Source organism: Streptomyces sp. NPDC001508, assembly GCF_040298665.1.
GTDB lineage: Bacteria > Actinomycetota > Actinomycetes > Streptomycetales > Streptomycetaceae > Streptomyces.
On record NZ_JBEPAP010000024.1, the window covers coordinates 45,297 to 62,352 of the forward strand.

15 protein-coding genes are annotated in these 17,056 nt (G+C 71.7%); 8 read left to right on the top strand and 7 right to left on the bottom strand.

What is annotated here, in order from left to right:
* Positions 1-113: 113 nt before the first annotated feature.
* Positions 114-605, bottom strand: a complete 492-nt coding sequence (locus ABT245_RS22165) for an inorganic diphosphatase (protein WP_351736096.1) — start codon at positions 603-605, stop codon at positions 114-116.
* Between the two features lie 85 nt (positions 606-690).
* Between ABT245_RS22165 and dacB the strand changes: the two genes are divergently transcribed.
* The 6 genes from dacB (at position 691) to folE (ending at position 8,495) form a co-directional block, all read left to right on the top strand.
* Positions 691-2,304, top strand: a complete 1,614-nt coding sequence (gene dacB, locus ABT245_RS22170; protein ID WP_351736098.1) for a D-alanyl-D-alanine carboxypeptidase/D-alanyl-D-alanine endopeptidase — start codon at positions 691-693, stop codon at positions 2,302-2,304.
* Positions 2,305-2,501: 197 nt separating this feature from the next.
* Complete coding sequence (locus tag ABT245_RS22175) at positions 2,502-3,635, top strand: Rv3626c family coenzyme F420 biosynthesis-associated protein (RefSeq protein WP_351736100.1); 1,134 nt, start codon at positions 2,502-2,504, stop codon at positions 3,633-3,635.
* A 192-nt stretch (positions 3,636-3,827) separates the two neighbouring features.
* Positions 3,828-4,895, top strand: a complete 1,068-nt coding sequence (tilS, locus tag ABT245_RS22180; RefSeq protein WP_351736102.1) for a tRNA lysidine(34) synthetase TilS — start codon at positions 3,828-3,830, stop codon at positions 4,893-4,895.
* Between the two features lie 64 nt (positions 4,896-4,959).
* On the top strand, positions 4,960-5,520 hold the full coding sequence (gene hpt, locus ABT245_RS22185) for a hypoxanthine phosphoribosyltransferase (RefSeq protein WP_351736104.1): 561 nt from the start codon (positions 4,960-4,962) through the stop codon (positions 5,518-5,520).
* Positions 5,521-5,706: 186 nt separating this feature from the next.
* A complete protein-coding gene (gene ftsH / locus ABT245_RS22190) occupies positions 5,707-7,746 on the top strand; it encodes an ATP-dependent zinc metalloprotease FtsH (protein WP_351736106.1) in 2,040 nt (679 codons plus the stop codon).
* 143 nt (positions 7,747-7,889) lie between these two features.
* A complete protein-coding gene (gene folE / locus ABT245_RS22195; protein ID WP_351736108.1) occupies positions 7,890-8,495 on the top strand; it encodes a GTP cyclohydrolase I FolE in 606 nt (201 codons plus the stop codon).
* Between the two features lie 29 nt (positions 8,496-8,524).
* On the opposite strand, the gene ABT245_RS22200 is transcribed toward folE, so the two are convergent.
* The 6 genes from ABT245_RS22200 to ABT245_RS22225 all read right to left on the bottom strand — a co-directional run bounded on the left by ABT245_RS22200 (position 8,525) and on the right by ABT245_RS22225 (position 13,709).
* The gene (locus ABT245_RS22200; protein WP_351736110.1) at positions 8,525-9,013 is read right to left on the bottom strand and encodes a DUF3180 domain-containing protein; all 489 of its coding nucleotides are present in this window, start codon (positions 9,011-9,013) and stop codon (positions 8,525-8,527) included.
* 82 nt (positions 9,014-9,095) lie between these two features.
* Complete coding sequence (gene folK, locus ABT245_RS22205) at positions 9,096-9,707, bottom strand: 2-amino-4-hydroxy-6-hydroxymethyldihydropteridine diphosphokinase (protein ID WP_351736112.1); 612 nt, start codon at positions 9,705-9,707, stop codon at positions 9,096-9,098.
* Positions 9,704-10,063 carry a dihydroneopterin aldolase gene (gene folB, locus ABT245_RS22210; RefSeq protein ID WP_351736114.1) on the bottom strand — a complete coding sequence of 120 codons (360 nt, stop codon included), beginning with the start codon at positions 10,061-10,063 and terminating at the stop codon, positions 9,704-9,706. The genes folK and folB overlap by 4 nt, the downstream gene beginning before the upstream one ends.
* A 249-nt stretch (positions 10,064-10,312) precedes the next feature.
* Entirely contained in the window at positions 10,313-10,816 is a 504-nt protein-coding gene (locus ABT245_RS22215; protein WP_351736116.1) for a nuclear transport factor 2 family protein, read from the bottom strand.
* A complete protein-coding gene (gene folP / locus ABT245_RS22220; RefSeq protein WP_351736118.1) occupies positions 10,813-11,739 on the bottom strand; it encodes a dihydropteroate synthase in 927 nt (308 codons plus the stop codon). Before folP ends, ABT245_RS22215 begins: the two co-directional genes overlap by 4 nt.
* Positions 11,740-11,858: 119 nt before the next feature.
* Positions 11,859-13,709 (bottom strand): phosphatidylglycerol lysyltransferase domain-containing protein, encoded by a 1,851-nt coding sequence (locus ABT245_RS22225; RefSeq protein ID WP_351736120.1) that lies wholly within the window; start codon positions 13,707-13,709, stop codon positions 11,859-11,861.
* Positions 13,710-13,940: 231 nt separating this feature from the next.
* Between ABT245_RS22225 and ABT245_RS22230 the strand changes: the two genes are divergently transcribed.
* Entirely contained in the window at positions 13,941-15,065 is a 1,125-nt protein-coding gene (locus tag ABT245_RS22230; RefSeq protein ID WP_351736122.1) for an alpha/beta hydrolase, read from the top strand.
* A gap of 130 nt (positions 15,066-15,195) precedes the next feature.
* Positions 15,196-16,722 (top strand): hypothetical protein, encoded by a 1,527-nt coding sequence (locus ABT245_RS22235; RefSeq protein ID WP_351736124.1) that lies wholly within the window; start codon positions 15,196-15,198, stop codon positions 16,720-16,722.
* Positions 16,723-17,056 lie beyond the last annotated feature (334 nt).

The window sequence follows — 17,056 nt, forward strand, 5'->3', positions numbered from 1 at the left end:
TCCGTCACTCCTCCCCCCCCCCTCACCCCCACCTACCCTCACCCTCTTTAGCCCCTGGTACACCGGGAGGGCCGGCAGGGGTGGGGGGGCGCCCCGTCCGTGCGGCAGCGGGCTCAGTGACCGCCCTGCTCCTTGGCGCGCTTGTAGGACCGCTCGATCTCCGCCTCGGCGTCCGTACGACCCACCCAGTTGGCACCCTCGACCGACTTGCCGGGCTCCAGGTCCTTGTAGACCTCGAAGAAGTGCTGGATCTCCAGGCGGTCGAACTCGGAGACGTGGTGGATGTCGCGCAGGTGCTCCACCCGCGGGTCGGTGGCCGGGACGCACAGCAGCTTGTCGTCGCCGCCCGCCTCGTCCGTCATGCGGAACATGCCGATCGCCCGGCAGCGGATCAGGCAGCCCGGGAACGTCGGCTCGTCCAGGATGACCAGCGCGTCCAACGGGTCGCCGTCCTCGCCGAGGGTGTTCTCGACGAAGCCGTAGTCGGTCGGGTAGGCGGTCGAGGTGAAGAGACGACGGTCCAGGCGGATACGACCGGTCTCGTGGTCCACCTCGTACTTGTTCCGCGAACCCTTCGGAATCTCGATCGTGACGTCGAACTCCACCGGTGGCTCCTCCATGATCAGCACATAGTTCTGGTGGTTAAGTGTCCCTCACGCAGGTGTGTGATCGCGAAAGGGGCTGGTGGTCATGCCAGAGCTGAGGCCGTGGCGCGCCGCGAGACCGCACGTGATGCGGATCGTGAACGCCGTACTACCACGTCTGGCAGGGGGCGCGGCGACCGTCCGGCCACGGGTCGCGCGGCTCGTACGGGCCGTGAAACCGCAGCTCGCGCGGCTCCCCGGGCCCGGGACAGCGCGGACCTGGCAGGTCACCGCGGGTGCCGCCACCGCCGGGCTGGCGCTGGCCGCCGGGGTGGTGACCGCCGCCGGTCCCTGGGACGCCAACGGTCAGCGTACGGCCGAGCGGGACCGGGCCGCCGCCCTGGAGCGGGCAGGTGGCGCAGATCACGGCGGCGACTCCGGTACGGCCTCCGAAGACCTGCGGCCGGCCCCGAGCGCGGCGCCTGTGCTGACCGGTCTCGGCGGCACCGCGAGCGCCGCGGACACCAAGGACACCAGCGACTCCACGGGCGCCAAGGGCACCGGGAAAGCCCTCGCGGACGTCCTCGGGCCGCTCCTGGACGCCCCGGCACTGGGCGGTTCCCACACGGCCGTGGTGGTGGACGCGGCGACCGGTAAACGGCTGTACGGCACCGGAGCCGACAAGGCGCTGACCCCCGCCTCCACCACGAAGATCGCCACCGCGGTCGCCGCGCTCTCCACTCTCGGCCCCGACCACCGCCTCACCACCCGCGCCGTCCTGGAACCCGGCAGCAGGAAACTCGTGCTCGTCGGCGGCGGCGACCCCACCCTCACCGCCCGGAAGAACCCCGACGGCTGGGCCGGCCTGCGCACCCTCGCCGCCGACACCGCGAAGGCGCTGCGCGCCCGCGGCGTCCACGAGGTCACCCTCTCCTACGACACCAGCCTGTACTCGGGCCCCGACCTGCACCCCATCGGCGTGAACGACAACCTCGCCCGGGTCAGCGCCCTGATGGCCGACGAGGGCCGCGCCGACGCCACCACGAGCGGCCCCGCGCCCCGGGTGCCCGACCCGGCGGCGGGCGCGGCCCGCACCTTCGCCGACCTCCTCGGAAAGGCCGGCGTCAAGACGACGGCTCCCGGCCCCGCCAAGGCCACCGGACGCGCCGCCGCCCTCGCCTCCGTCGCCTCGCCCCCGCTGTCCGCCCTGGTCGAACGCATGCTGACCGACAGCGACAACGACATCGCCGAGGCGCTGGCCCGGCAGACCGCCGTCGCGACCGGCGGGCGGGCCGACTTCGACGGCGGCGCCCGGGCCATCGCCGCCCAGCTGACGAAGCTGGGCCTGCCGACGGCCGGGTCCGTCTTCCACGACGGCAGCGGCCTGAACCGCGACGACCGGCTGACGGCGAACCTGCTCACCGCCCTCCTGGCCAAGGCCGCCTCGCCCGGCCGGCCCGATCTGCGTCCGGTCCTCACCGGCCTCCCGGTGGCCGGCTTCACCGGCACCCTCAGCGACCGCTACGCGAACGGCGCGGCGGGCGTCGTACGGGCCAAGACCGGCACCCTCACGGGGGTCAACTCGCTGGCCGGCACCGTGGCCGACCGGGACGGCCGGCTGCTGGCCTTCGCCTTCCTGGCGTCCGACACGACGAACGCCGTCGAGGCCCAGGCGGCGCTGGACGCCACCGCTACGGCGCTGGCGGACTGCGGCTGCTGACCGCTCCACCGGACGCTCCGCCGGACGCTTTGCCGGGTGGGGCCGAAAGGGGGGCGTCCTTCGGGTGCGGGTGCGCTGTGGTTGCTCGCGCAGTTCCCCGCGCCCCTTCGCGGCGTAGGTCGTGCAGTTGCCTGCGGTCCTTGGGGGCGCGGGTGCTTGGACTGCCTCAAGGCGGGGTGCTCACGTACCGTTGACGCATGACGAGCATCGGCGGTGCCGCTTCTTCTGGGTTGGTCGACTGGAATCTCGCGGTCGCGACCGCGACCCGGCTCGTACGGCCGGGCCCCGAGGCGAGCCGCGACGAGGCCAGGGCCGTCGTCGCGGAGCTGCGCCGGCACGCGAAGTCCTCGGAGGCGCACGTCCGGGGCTTCACCCGATTGGGTACCGAGGACATCCACGACACCCCGGTCCTCGTCGTCGACCGCCCCGGCTGGATCCGGGCGAACGTGGCCGGGTTCCGGGAGGTCCTCAAACCGCTGCTCGACAAGATGCAGGAGCGGCGCGGCGGCACCCCGGGCGGCGCGGTCCTTGGCACGGTCGGCGGCAAGGTCACCGGCGTCGAACTCGGCATGCTGCTGTCCTTCCTGGCCTCCCGCGTCCTCGGCCAGTACGAGACCTTCGCCCCCGCCACCCGGGACCTGCCGGCGGGCCGGAACGGCGGCGGCCGGCTGCTGCTGGTCGCGCCGAACATCGTCCACGTGGAGCGGGAACTCGACGTCCGGCCGCACGACTTCAGGCTGTGGGTGTGCCTGCACGAGGAGACCCACCGCACCCAGTTCTCGGCGGTGCCCTGGCTGCGCGACCACCTGGAGGGCGAGATCCAGTCGTTCCTCGCGGAGACCGACGTCGACCCCATGACCGTCCTGGAGCGCATCCGCGAGGCCGCCCAGTCGCTGGCCGGCGGACGGCCCGAGGCCGAGGAGGACGACGGCGGGCGGTCCTTCGTGGACCTCGTGCAGACTCCGGCGCAGCGGGAGATCCTGGGCCGGCTCACCGCCGTGATGTCCCTGCTGGAGGGACACGCCGACTTCGTGATGGACGGAGTCGGCCCGGATGTCGTGCCGACCGTCGCCGAGATCCGCGAGAAGTTCCAGCAGCGCCGCGCCAAGGGCGCCTCCCGGCTGGACATGGCCCTGCGCAAGCTGCTCGGTCTGGATGCCAAACTCAGGCAGTACCGGGACGGCGAACGCTTTGTGCGAGCCGTCGTCGACCAGGTCGGCATGGACGGCTTCAACCGGGTGTGGACCTCCCCGAACACCCTGCCGACCAAGGCGGAGATCGCCAAACCGGCGGACTGGATCGCGCGGGTGCATCGCAAGCCGGAGTCGTGAACGGCATGCGGTCGTCGTGAACGGAATCCGGCCTACGGCAGGCGAACGCCCCTTCAATCACTCGTCCGAGGGACCGTGTGCCAGGGGTAGGCGTGCAATGCTCGGGGAACGGCCCGTTTCTGTCACCATCTACACACTCTGAGTGACCGAACCTCGGGTTCACCCCCGAAGACTTCATGAAGGGAACCGGACATGGGTCCCCATCCTGCGGTCGCGGCGATACGCCTGGCGGTCCGCCGCGTCCTCCACGACATCCTCACCGACCACACTTCCGCGACCCCGCAGGCCGCTCCCCGGCGCGCGGGCCCGCGCACCGGCGGTCGCGGCGCCGGGCACGAGCGTTCCCCCTCCCCGCTCGTACTCGTGGCGTGCTCCGGCGGCGCCGACTCCATGGGCCTCGCCTCCGCCCTCGCCTTCGAAGCCCCCAAACTCGGCATCCGCGCCGGCGGCATCACCGTCGACCACGGCCTCCAGCCCGGCTCCGGCGCCCGTGCCGAGGAGGTCGTGCTGCGGCTGCGTGAGCTGGGCCTGGACCCCGTGGAGTGCGTCGCGGTGAGCGTCGGCCGCGCGGGCGGACCCGAGGCGGCCGCCCGCGATGCCCGCTACGCCGCCCTCGACGCCGCCGCCGACCGGCACGGCGCCTCCGCGATCCTGCTCGGCCACACCCGTGACGACCAGGCAGAAACCGTCCTGCTCGGGCTCGCCCGGGGGTCCGGCATCCGCTCCCTGTCCGGAATGGCCGCGGTCTCGGGGGCCGGCGGCCGTTACCGGCGTCCCTTCCTGCGGCTCGACCGGCAGACCGTCCGCAAGGCCTGCATGGTCCAGTCCCTGCCGGTCTGGGACGACCCGCACAACACGGACCCGGCGTACACCCGCTCCCGGCTGCGCCACGAGGGCCTGCCCGCCCTGGAGAAGGCCCTCGGCAAGGGCGTCGTCGAAGCCCTCGCCCGCACCGCGCGGCTGTCCCGCGACGACGCCGACGCCCTCGACGCCTGGGCCGTCCAGGCCGCGACCGCCGTGCGTGACGCCGCCGGGGTCCTGGAGTGCGCCAAGCTCTACGCGCTGCCGCCCGCCGTGCGCCGCCGAGTGCTGCGCCGCGCCGCCATCGAGGCCGGCGCCCCGGCCGGCTCGCTTTTCGCCCGCCATATCGAGGAAGTCGACCGCCTGATCACGGGCTGGCGCGGCCAGGGAGCCATCAACCTCCCGGGCAAAGTCGTCGCCCAGCGCCAGGGTGGCAGACTGGTGATCCGGCAGGGCTGAATCTCACTCCTCCGTGCGGGGGGCCGGACGGGCCGGTGCCGTAACTGCGGGACGACCGAAAGTGATGCGGGTGGACGCGAAAGACATGGGTGCCGACCTCCAGCAGGTGCTCATCACCAAGGAAGAGATCGACGCGAAGCTGGCCGAGCTGGCCGCGAAGATCGACGCGGAGTACGCGGGCAAGGACCTGTTGATCGTCGGTGTCCTCAAGGGCGCCGTGATGGTCATGGCGGACCTCGCCCGGGCACTGTCCACCCCCGTCACCATGGACTGGATGGCCGTGTCCTCCTACGGCGCGGGCACCCAGTCCTCCGGTGTCGTGCGGATCCTCAAGGACCTCGACACCGACATCAAGGGCAAGCACGTGCTCGTCGTCGAGGACATCATCGACTCCGGGCTGACCCTGTCCTGGCTGATCTCCAACCTGGGCTCCCGGGAGCCGGCCACCCTCAAGGTGTGCACGCTGCTGCGCAAGCCCGAGGCCGCCAAGGTCGCCATCGACGTGGAGTGGGTCGGCTTCGACATCCCCAACGAGTTCGTCGTCGGCTACGGGCTCGACTACGCCGAGAAGTACCGCAACCTCCCGTTCGTCGGTACGCTCGCGCCTCACGTCTACGGCGGCTGAGCCCCAGCGGGGCCATTCTCGTAAGACGATCGGGAACCCCAGCGGGTTTCGCGCCGTTGGAGCATGCAGAGACGGGAATGCCAGCCGTCCGTGCCACTTCGGGCAACAATGCTGGGGTACCGTCAGAAGAACTGTCTTATCAAACTCACTATGGCAGGAGGGACGGGGCGGCACCGCTCCGTATGGATGGACGTGAAGCGATACTTCCGTGGGCCGGTCATGTGGATCGTGCTGGCCGTCCTTGCCGTGGTCGTGTTGATGCAGGTCGTCGGCTCGTCCGGCGGCTACAAGACGGTGGACACCGGCCAGGTCGTGGCAGCGATCAACGACAACCGGGTGCAGTCGGCCAAGCTCACCACCGGTGACGAGCAGAGCATCAAGGTCACGCTGAAGGACGGCCAGAAGGTCGACGGCAGCTCGAAGATCCAGGCGAGCTACATCGGCGACCAGGGCGTGGCCATTGCCAGCACCCTGCAGACCAAGTACCAGGACAAGCAGATCACCGACGGCTACACCGTGTCGCCGTCCAAGCAGAACCCGTTCGTGGGCGTGCTGCTCTCGCTGCTGCCCTTCGTCCTGATCGTGGTCGTCTTCCTGTTCCTGATGAACCAGATGCAGGGCGGCGGCTCCCGGGTCATGAACTTCGGGAAGTCCAAGGCCAAGCTCATCACCAAGGACACCCCGAAGACGACGTTCGCCGATGTCGCGGGTTCGGACGAGGCGGTCGAGGAACTCCACGAGATCAAGGAGTTCCTCCAGGAGCCGGCCAAGTTCCAGGCCGTCGGCGCCAAGATCCCCAAGGGCGTGCTGCTCTACGGCCCGCCCGGCACCGGCAAGACGCTGCTCGCGCGTGCCGTGGCCGGCGAGGCAGGGGTCCCCTTCTACTCGATCTCCGGTTCCGACTTCGTCGAGATGTTCGTCGGTGTCGGTGCCTCCCGGGTCCGTGACCTGTTCGAGCAGGCCAAGGCCAACGCGCCCGCGATCGTCTTCGTCGACGAGATCGACGCGGTCGGCCGCCACCGCGGCGCCGGCCTCGGCGGCGGTCACGACGAGCGCGAGCAGACGCTGAACCAGCTGCTGGTCGAGATGGACGGCTTTGACGTCAAGGGCGGTGTGATCCTCATCGCCGCGACGAACCGTCCGGACATCCTCGACCCGGCCCTGCTGCGCCCCGGCCGCTTCGACCGCCAGATCGCGGTCGACCGCCCGGACATGCAGGGCCGCCTGGAGATCCTCAAGGTCCACCAGAAGGGCAAGCCGGTCGCCCCGGACGTCGACCTCTCGGCCGTCGCCCGCCGCACCCCCGGCTTCACCGGCGCCGACCTGTCGAACGTGCTGAACGAGGCGGCGCTGCTCACGGCCCGCAGCGACAGGAAGCTGATCGACAACCAGATGCTGGACGAGGCGATCGACCGTGTGGTCGCGGGCCCGCAGAAGCGGACCCGGATCATGTCGGACAAGGAGAAGAAGATCACCGCGTACCACGAGGGCGGACACGCCCTGGTCGCGGCGGCCTCCCCGAACTCCGACCCGGTCCACAAGATCACCATCCTGTCCCGCGGCCGGGCGCTCGGCTACACCATGGTGCTCCCGGACGAGGACAAGTACTCCACGACCCGCAACGAGATGCTGGACCAGCTCGCCTACATGCTGGGCGGTCGCGCGGCCGAGGAACTGGTCTTCCACGACCCGACCACGGGCGCCGCGAACGACATCGAGAAGGCCACCGCCACGGCCCGCGCGATGGTCACCCAGTACGGCATGACCGAGCGGCTGGGCGCGATCAAGTTCGGCGGCGACAACACCGAGCCGTTCCTCGGACGTGAGATGGCCCACCAGCGCGACTACTCGGAAGAGGTCGCCGCCCTGGTGGACGAGGAAGTCAAGAAGCTCATCGAGACCGCGCACAACGAGGCCTGGGAGATCCTGGTCGAGAACCGCGACGTCCTCGACAACCTGGTGCTGGCCCTCCTGGAGAAGGAGACGCTGGGCAAGGAGGAGATCGCCGAGGTCTTCGCGCCGATCGTCAAGCGGCCGCCGCGGCCCGCCTGGACCGGCTCCTCCCGGCGTACGCCCTCCACCCGCCCGCCGGTGCTCTCCCCCAAGGAGCTGGCACTGACCAACGGGGCGAACGGTGCGACGCCGGCGATCACCACGGCCAAGTCGACGGCGGCGGAGTCCGCTCCGGTGGCCGAGCCGACCCCGGAGGACCGCCCGGAGAGCTGACCCCGCCGACGGTGTGGCCGTCGGCGGTGTGGCCCCGGTGGCCACACCAACCCCGGAATGAATGCCGCGCCCCCCAGGGTTCTAGCCTTGGGGGCGCGGCATTCACGCATGTCCGCACATGAGCGACAGGAACGAGGCACCCCATGACCGACCCCGTGACCTTGGACGTCGAGGGCACCATCGGCGAGTTCGACGAGAAGCGCGCCGAGAACGCCGTACGCGAACTCCTCATCGCGGTCGGCGAGGACCCCGACCGCGAGGGCCTGAGGGAGACACCGGCACGGGTGGCACGGGCGTACCGCGAACTGCTGGCGGGGCTGCGGCAGGAGCCCGAGGACGTTCTGACGACGACGTTCGATCTGGGCCATGACGAGATGGTCCTGGTGAAGGACATCGAGATCGTGTCGCTCTGCGAACATCATCTGCTGCCGTTTCACGGCGTGGCGCACGTCGGGTACATTCCGGCCGAAAGCGGCAAGATCACCGGTTTGTCGAAGCTGGCTCGCCTCGTGGAGGTGTTCGCCCGTCGTCTGCAGGTGCAGGAACGACTCACCACGCAGATCGCCGACTCCCTCGTGCGGATCCTTGAGGCCCGGGGTGTGATCGTCGTCATCGAGGCGGAGCATATGTGCATGTCCGTGCGCGGCATCCGCAAGCCCGGTGCCAAGACGACGACTTCGGCCGTGCGCGGCCAACTCAGGGACGCCACGACCCGCGCCGAGGCCATGAGCCTGATACTGGCGCGCTGAACGGCCCGCCCCGTCCGGGGACAGTCGCGTCAGGACACCGGTTCCGCGCCCGAGTTGTCGTGGTCGTCGTCTTCGGGGAGTTTGCAGACACGTTCCAGGAAGAGGGCCGCCGCTATGACGGCGATGCCGGCCAGGACGCAGAAGCCCGCGTAGAAGGCCTGGTCGCGGCGGGCGGGGATGTCGAGTAGCTCCAGCAGGAAGACGCCCGTGCCGCCGTACATCCCGGCGACGAGGGCGGCGACCAGGGCGCTGGCCTGGCCGAAGACGACCGCGCGGGCGGCCATCAGCGGGTCGACACCCTTGGCGCCGGGACGCCGTTCCCGCTGGGCCTTGAGGCGGGCGCGCAGCGACAGCGCCGTGGACAGCAGGACCGCCGCGATCAGGGCGAGGACGATGGGGGCGGCCAGCGGCACGCTGGGCAGCGTCCCCACCGAGTTCCACAGGCGGGCGCCCGCCCAGGACAGCACTCCGGCGACGACGAACACGCCGACCAGCACCCTGATGTGCAGCTCTCTCACGGTGTTTGTTCAGCTCCCCCGGACGTGGTCGTGGGCGGCCCACCTCGGTGTGTCCGTCCCGTGGTCGTCTCGACCTTAACGACTACTCGGGCAGTCGGAGTTCCAGGTCCGTGCGCGCTTCGACGCCGTTGCGGGTGACGGTGCCGAGGAGGCCGGCGACGGTGCCGCGGCCGGGGAGCTTGGCGTCGGGGTCCAGATCATGCCAGGGCGCCAGCACGAAGGCGCGTTCATGGGCGCGCGGGTGGGGCAGGGTGAGCTGCGGGTCGTCGGAGACGATGTCGGCGTACGCCACGATGTCCACATCGAGGGTCCGCGGACCCCAGTGCTCGTCCCGCACCCGGTGGAAGGCCTCCTCGACCGCGTGCGCCCGCTCCAGCAGGGAGGACGGCGGGAGGGTGGTCTTGAGCACCACCACCGCGTTGAAGTACGAGGGCTGGCTGCCCGGCTTCACACCCCACGGCTGCGTCTCGTACACCGGCGAGACCGCCTTGATGCGGACGCCCGGGGTGTCCTCCAGGGCGTCGACGGCGCCCTGAAGGGTCTCCAGGCGGTTGCCGAGGTTGGAGCCGAGGGAGATCACCGCGCGTTTGGGGTTCTGCAGGGTGGTGTCGGCGGCGTCGACCTGCTCGACGACGGAGGCGGGCACCGGCTGTACGGTCGGGTCGCTCGGACCGTGTGTGAAGAATGCGGTCATACTCGGCTCCGGGTGATGGTGACGGTCACGTCGTCGAAGGGAACCGTGATCGGCGCGTCCGGTTTGTGGACGCAGACCTCGATCTCCTCGACCCCTTCGTGCTTCAGGCAGCTCTGCGCGATGCGCTCGGCCAGGGTCTCGATCAGGTTCACCGGTTCGCCCTCGACCACGGCCACGACCTCCTCGGCCACGATGCCGTAGTGCACGGTCTTCGCCAGGTCGTCGTCGGCGGCGGCCGGCCGGGTGTCCAGGCCGAGGACCAGGTCCACGATGAAGGTCTGGCCCTCCTCGCGTTCCTTGGGGAACACACCGTGGTGCCCGCGGGCCTTCAGGCCGCGCAACGCGACACGATCCACGCGAATCACTCCTGCAATCGTCGGTGACGGCCGGTTCGTACCGAGTGCGGGCGGCACTCCGGCCTCACACGAATCTACCTGCGGGCACTGACAGCACCGGGCCACGGGGGTGTGCGCCCGGCCGGGGACCGGGAGGTTTCACCGCCTGTTTCCCGTGGGGAACCCGGCGGCTCACGGGTCGGTGGCCCGACCTGCCCGCCGGTTCGTGATTCCGGCCACTTCTCGATCCCTGGCAGGGCCCCTACCCGCTCAGGCCGGTGAGGCGTCGTCCTCGTCCTCGTCGTTTTCGGCCAGAACCGGTGAGGCGTGGTGTGACCAGAGCTTCCATCCGTCGGATGTGCGCCGGAACACATTCGTGGCGACGACGAGCTGCCCGACCAGGGGGCCGAGTTCCGCGCCGGACTCGGGTGCGGGGCCGCCGCTGAGGATGTTCTCGGTGCAGGTGACCAGGGCGGTGTCGCCGGTGACGGAGACATGCACGTCCGTGAGGAAGAACTGGATGTAGTCGGTGTTCGCCATGATCAGCGCGTACGACCTGAGGACCTCGCCGCGGCCGGTGAGCACCGGCCAGCCCGGGTGCACGCAGGAGACCACGCCGGTGTCCGCCGGGTCGTGGTACTCCTCGTCGACCCCCAGGTCGGACGGGGCGAGCCAGAGCGAGGACAGCTCTTCGAAGTCGCCCCGTTCCAGCGCTTCGTAGAAGGCTGCGTTGGCCTGTTCGACGTGTTCGACGTCCGTGTGGGCGGCGCTCACCGGGCGTCACCGGCGCCGTGCGCGTCGTTCGCGCCCGGCGTGCTTCCCGTCGGGTTCGCCGGCGTGCGCGCTTTCTCCACGGCGCGCGCCACTCTTACGGCGTCCGCCGTGGCGCGTACCTCGTGGACGCGCACGGCCCAGGCGCCGGCCTGTGCGGCGAGTGCGGAGACGGCGGCCGTGGCCGCGTCGCGCTCCCGGGCGGGCGGCGGCGCCCCGTCCGGGCCGGCCAGGACCCGGCCGAGGAACCGCTTGCGGGAGGCGGCGACGAGCAGCGGGTGGCCAAGGGCGCGCAGACGGTCGAGGTGGGCGAGGAGCATGAGGTCGTGCTCGGCCTCCTTGGAGAAGCCGAGGCCCGGATCCACCACGATGCGGTCGGCGGCGATGCCGCCCGCCAGGACGGCCTCCACGCGCGCGTGCAGCTCGTCGACGACTTCGGTGACGACGTCGTCGTACCCGCCGGGGACGTTGCCGCCGTGCAGGAAGCCGCGCCAGTGCATGACGACGAAGGGGGCGCCCGCCGCGGCCACCACCGGGATCATCGCGGGGTCGGCGAGCCCGCCGCTGACGTCGTTGACGAGCGTGGCGCCGACCGCGAGGGACTGTTCGGCGACCGAGGCGCGCATGGTGTCGACGGAGACGGTGACGCCCTCGGCGGCGAGGCCGCGCACGACAGGGGTGACCCGCCTCAGCTCCTCGGCACGGTCGACGCGGGTGGCGCCCGGGCGGGTGGACTCGCCGCCGACGTCGATCAGGTCGGCCCCCTCGGCGACCAGGTCGAGGCCGTGTTTGACGGCGGCGGTCGTGTCGAAGTAGCGGCCGCCGTCGGAGAAGGAGTCGGGGGTCACGTTCACGACGCCCATGACCGCGCAGCGGTCCCATGCCGGAAGGCCCGCCACTCGGCCGCGTCCGCTCTGGTTGCTCATACGTTCAGCGTAGGCCCCGGGCGGGACGGTCCGGCCCGTCGGACCGGGCGACGCGGCCGGGCCGGCGGGCCCCGGCCGGAGCCGGCCCCCGGGCCATGGAGGTCGGGTGCCGGTGCCGGTCAGGCGGCTCGTACGTCGCGTTCCGCGAGGCCGTGGGCGCACGGGCGGGCGGCGGGCGAGCGGCGTCGCAGGAAACGGGGCAGCGGCAGGGCGAGGTTGACGAAGCCCTCCGCCTGCATGGCGGCGAAGCCGATGCGCGGCAGGTCCCCGGAGGCGCGGTAGACGACGAACCGCGGCTCCCAGCGGGGCCGGAACTTGGCGTTGAACTTGTACAGCGACTCGATCTGGAACCAGCGCGAGAGGAAGACCAGCAGCCCGCGCCAGGCGCGCAGCACCGGGCCCGCGCCGATCTTCTCGCCGCGGGCCAGGGCCGAGCGGAACATCGCGAAGTTGAGCGAGATCCGGGTGATGCCGAGCTTCGGCGCCGCCTGGAGCGCGGCGACGATCAGCAGTTCGTTCATGCCGGGATCGGCGGTGCGGTCGCGGCGCATCAGGTCCAGGGACACACCGTCGTCGCCCCAGGGCACGAAGTGCAGGATGGCCTTCAAGTCGCCGTAAGGGCCGGGCTGGTCCTCGGCCCGGCCGTCGCCCGGGGCGGGCGCCGCCGCCCCGTCGACCCGGTGGGCGGTGGCGATCAGGCAGTCGCCGTCGGCCGGGTCGCCGATGCGGCCGAGCGCCATGGAGAAGCCGCGCTCGGTGTCGGTGCCGCGCCAGTCCTCCGCGGCCCGCCGGATGCGTTCGAGTTCCCCTTCGCCGAGGTCACGGATGCGCCGTACCCGGGTTTCGTAACCGGCTCGTTCGATGCGCTTGACCATTTGCCGGACGTTGCGCATCGCGCGTCCGGCGAGCGAGAAATCCGCGACGTCCACCACCGCCTCGTCGCCGAGTTCGAGCGCGTCCAGACCGGTCTCCCGGGTCCAGACCTCGCCGCCGGTCTCCGAGCAGCCCATCACGGCGGGCGTCCAGGAGTGCGCCCTGGCCTCGTCCATGAAGCGCTCGATGGCGCCCGGCCAGGCCTCGACGTCGCCGATCGGGTCGCCGCTGGCGAGCATCACGCCGGAGACGACGCGGTAGGTCACGGCCGCCTTGCCGCTGGGCGAGAACACGACGGCCTTGTCGCGGCGCAGTGCGAAGTGCCCGAGGGAGTCGCGCCCGCCGTGCTGGGCGAGCAGGGCGCGCAGCCGGGCCTCGTCCTCCTCGGTCAGCCGGGCCGCCGGGTGTTCGGGACGGAAGGCGAGGTAGATGGTGGTGACCGCGGTGAGCAGGCCGAGGGCGCCGAGCGAGAAGGCGACCGTCCAGGAGGTGCTGCCCCGGTAGTTCACCGGTCCCTCGATGCCGAACAGGCCGTACAGCACGTGGGTGAGACGGTCGGCCACGCTCGGGTCGCCGATCGTGCGCTTCGGGTGGACGCTGACGATGACCAGCCCGAGGGCGAGCGAACCGGCGCCCATGAGGACGAAGTTGGCGAGCGCCCGCCACCGGCTGCGCGGATCGGGCAGGGCCGCGAACTCGCCGCGGTGGCGCAGCAGCAGTACGAGCAGGGCCAGCGAGATGAGCGCCCCGATGACCGAGTGCCGGTACGTGAACTGGGCGACCGCGCCGGCCGGCAGCAGGGCGACCGCGGCCCGCCAGGCCCGTCGCTTGCGCCGTTTGAGGCCGTGCGCGAGCAGCAGCAACAGCACACCGGTGCTGAGCGAGAGGGCGGCGGCGAACGGGCCGAGCGCGCCGGGCAGCACCTCGGCGAGCGCGTGCATACGGCTGTGTCTGAAGCGCGGGAAGACGCTCGCGGCGATGTCCAGGATGCCCACGAGAGCGCTCGCCCGGCCGGTCAGGGCGGGGACGGCCTCGGGGCGAGGGCCGCGGAGTATGCGGCGCGCCACGTTTGCTCGACTCGGAACCTTGCCCGACATATCCCCATCTATCCTGACAGACACATCGCATCCCGTAGTTCTGCGAGAGACCTTCGACCCGGTGCCGATTCGGGCATCCGGCGACATTGCGCCCTCTAGGACGGTGTCTCGGGGGGAGAGGTTCATTGCTCACCGGAAAGCCGGTTCAAAGGCCACGGAAAGCTCAGGGCAAGTCCACGCGACGAACGCGTCGACGGGCCGTGGGCGGAAAGCGCAGGCAGGAAACAACCCATGGGTCTCACTAGCGACAAGGTGCTGGCGCTGGCGGTGGGGTTCGCCGTCCTCCTGTTCGCCGGCACGGTGTGGGTGTGGCCGCGGCTGGCCCGCACGACCTGGCGGGCCGTCAGCGGACGGATCGCCCTTCTCCTGGCGACCCAGGTGGCGCTGTTCGCCTCCCTGGGCGTCGCCGCCAACCAGGCGTTCGGCTTCTACGCCGGCTGGGCGGACCTGTTCGGTCAGGAGACCGAACAGGGCGTCGTCGTCGACCACGCGGCCGGCGGCCACGCGGGCCCGCTCCGGGTGGTCGGCACCGCGCGCGTGCCGGGGGTCAGCGGCTCGCTGCCGCAGACCGCCGGGGAGGTGCAGCGGGTCTCCGTCGTGGGGCGTACGACCCACCTCGCCACGCCCGCGTACGTGTATCTGCCGCCCGAGTACTTCCAGCCGCGCTACCGCACGCGTACGTTCCCGGCGGTCGTCGTCCTCACCGGTTACCCCGGTACGGCGCGCTCCCTGGTGGACAAGCTGCACTACCCGCGGACCGCACAGCAACTCGCCGAGGACGGGCGCGCGCAGCCGATGATCCTGGTGATGCTGCGGCCGACGGTGGCGCCGCCGCGGGACACGGAGTGCGTGGACGTCCCGGGCGGCCCGCGCGCCGAGACGTTCTTCGCCCGGGACCTGCCCGATGCCGTGCGCGCCCACTACCGGGTGGGCCAAAAGCCTGACAGCTGGGGAATCGTCGGTGATTCCACCGGCGGTTACTGCGCCTTGAAGCTCGCAATGCACCATCCGGATGTGTACGCGGCGGGCGCGGGCCTGTCGCCGTACTACAAGGCGCCGGTCGATCCCACCACCGGCGATCTCTTCCACGGCGACAAGGAGCTGCGCAATCGCGCCGATCTGCGCTGGTTCCTCGCTCACGAGCCCGCGCCGGACACCTCACTGCTCGTCAGCAGCAGCAAGGTCGGCGAGACCAACTACAAGGCCACGCGGGAATTCATCAGGCGGGTGGTGGCCACGCGCCTGACCCGGATCTCGTCGATCATCCTCGACAGCGGCGGGCACAACTTCAACACCTGGCGGCGCGAGATCCCCGGTACGTTGCAGTGGCTGAGCCGGAGATTGGCCGACCACTGAAAACGATCTTGATGAATTCGGCGGCGCGGTTCGCCGATGCCGTTCCCTATGTTGCGAGAAGGCTTCGGTATGGCTGTGTTTTTACGGGCCGGGTCACCACGATTCGCGTACGCGCGGTAAGTTTCTGGCCATGCCACGTGGACGTCACCGCCATTCCCCCTCTTTGCACAGGCTGTTGCCGCCCTCGGCGATCGCCGGCGTCTCCCTCGTCTGCGCGCTGGGCCCCTGGGTGTCCTCCGATCCGATGGCGCTCCGACTGGTCGCCGCGGTCGCCGCGGCGACCGCGTTCGTGGGCGCGGCCGTGATGCGACGCTGGGACGCGCAGGCGGGCAAGCAGGTCGCCGACCTCACGCGCGCGCGTGCCGGTGACGAGTGGCGCCACGAGGAGCGGGTCGCGGAGCTGGAGACCGACCTGGAGGAGTCGCGCGAACTGCGCGTCAAGCTGGAACAGCGGCTGCGCGCCAAGCGAGCCGAACTGGCGGGGCTGCGCAACGAGCACGCCGCGCTGCTGCGGCGCTACGCCACGGCGGAGACCGAGCGCGCCACCGCCCTGGAGGGCCGCCGGCTGCTGGAGATCGAGGCCGCGCCCTCGCCCGCGCCGCCGCCCGCGCCGACCGGGGCGCAGCCGGAGCCCGCACGGGCGGACGCCGGCAGGGCGGCCGGTGAACGCGGGGTCCGCGGAGCGTTGGAGGCGAACTCGGCTGACGGGGACTTCGAGAAGAACGAGGCCGTCGAGGGGAAGCAGGCGGCTGCCGGGGTGTTCTCGCCCGAGGGCGCCCAACTGTTCCTGCGGGCCGGGGTGGCGCTGGCCCGCTTGGCCGGCGGTGGCGGTGCGGTCGCGGCCGATGAGGTGTCTGGGGCTGACGAGGCCGACGAGGTGCTTGGGGCTGACGAGGCCGACGAGGTGCTTGGGGCTGACGAGGCCGCGGCTGAGGAGGCCGCCGTGGCCGACGTGGCGTCCGTGGGCGGATCCGCCGCCGAGTCCGTTCCGGAGCCCGCCGCCGGACCGGGGTCCGGTTCCGACCCCGAGGCCGCCACGGAGTCCGCGTCGCCCGCCGCGCCGGCACCGCGGCAGGCCCCGGAGTCCGCTCCCAAAGGAGGGAAGCAGCGGCGCGCGGGCGTGACGAACACGGGCGTGACGGACAGGGGCGTGACGGTCGAGGCCGAGGCCGCCGAGGCGCGGCCGAGCGGCGGCGACGCGGAGCACGTCAGGGAGCGCGCCGCGGGGCCCGTCCCGGAGGATGAGGACCAGGGGCAGTCCGAGGCGGTCGCCGGGCCCGAGCACGCGACCGCCGTCAACACCTCTGCGCCCGCCGGGTCCGCCACGCCCGAGCGGCAGCCCTCGGGGCACTTCACCGTGCCGACCGCGGTGGCCGTCGTACCGGCCACGCCCGCGCGCCGGCCGGCGGTCGAGGGCGGGTTCGACTTCTTCGGCACCCAGGAGGACGCGCTGTCGGCCCCCTTGGACGCCGTGCAGAACGAGGACCTGGCCGATGTGGTCGGTCAGGAGGCGCTCGCGCTCCACAAGGCCGAGTCCGAGGGCGGGTTCAAGCCCGCGGACAAGAAAGCGGACGACGCCGGCGAGGTCATCGACCTGACGGCGCACGACGAGACGGAACAGCTCGACCTGCACGGGCTGCACAGCGCGGCCTCCTGAGCCCGGCGGGCGCGCTCGGACCGGCAAGCGGCGCGCGTCCGCCCGGCGCGTCCGGGCCGGCCACCGGGCGGTGCCCATGGTCGCGCGCGGCGGCCCGGTCCGGCCCTGCCGTCGGCCGGTGCCCGTGGCCGCGTGCGGGGGCGCGCGTCTGGGCCGCCCGCCGATCCGGTGGGGCGCGTTCGGCCGGCTCCTGATCTGCGAGCGGTCGTTCCGTCGTCGCCGTCAACCGGGCGTGTTCGGGGCAACGACGCGGTCCTCCGGGCGTGTTGAGGTCATTCACCGGTCCGGTGGGGCCGTTCGGGCCGAGATTGATCTGCGGCGCGTGTTCGGGCAA

Coding starts and splice junctions, on each gene's coding strand:
- ABT245_RS22235 (WP_351736124.1), top strand. CDS start 15,196: ATGCCACGTGGACGTCACCGCCATTCCCCCTCTTTGCACAGGCTGTTG.
- hpt (WP_351736104.1), top strand. CDS start 4,960: ATGCGGGTGGACGCGAAAGACATGGGTGCCGACCTCCAGCAGGTGCTC.
- ftsH (WP_351736106.1), top strand. CDS start 5,707: ATGGACGTGAAGCGATACTTCCGTGGGCCGGTCATGTGGATCGTGCTG.
- folP (WP_351736118.1), bottom strand. CDS start 11,739: ATGAGCAACCAGAGCGGACGCGGCCGAGTGGCGGGCCTTCCGGCATGG.
- folK (WP_351736112.1), bottom strand. CDS start 9,707: ATGACCGCATTCTTCACACACGGTCCGAGCGACCCGACCGTACAGCCG.
- ABT245_RS22175 (WP_351736100.1), top strand. CDS start 2,502: ATGACGAGCATCGGCGGTGCCGCTTCTTCTGGGTTGGTCGACTGGAAT.
- dacB (WP_351736098.1), top strand. CDS start 691: ATGCCAGAGCTGAGGCCGTGGCGCGCCGCGAGACCGCACGTGATGCGG.
- ABT245_RS22225 (WP_351736120.1), bottom strand. CDS start 13,709: ATGTCGGGCAAGGTTCCGAGTCGAGCAAACGTGGCGCGCCGCATACTC.
- ABT245_RS22230 (WP_351736122.1), top strand. CDS start 13,941: ATGGGTCTCACTAGCGACAAGGTGCTGGCGCTGGCGGTGGGGTTCGCC.
- tilS (WP_351736102.1), top strand. CDS start 3,828: ATGGGTCCCCATCCTGCGGTCGCGGCGATACGCCTGGCGGTCCGCCGC.
- folE (WP_351736108.1), top strand. CDS start 7,890: ATGACCGACCCCGTGACCTTGGACGTCGAGGGCACCATCGGCGAGTTC.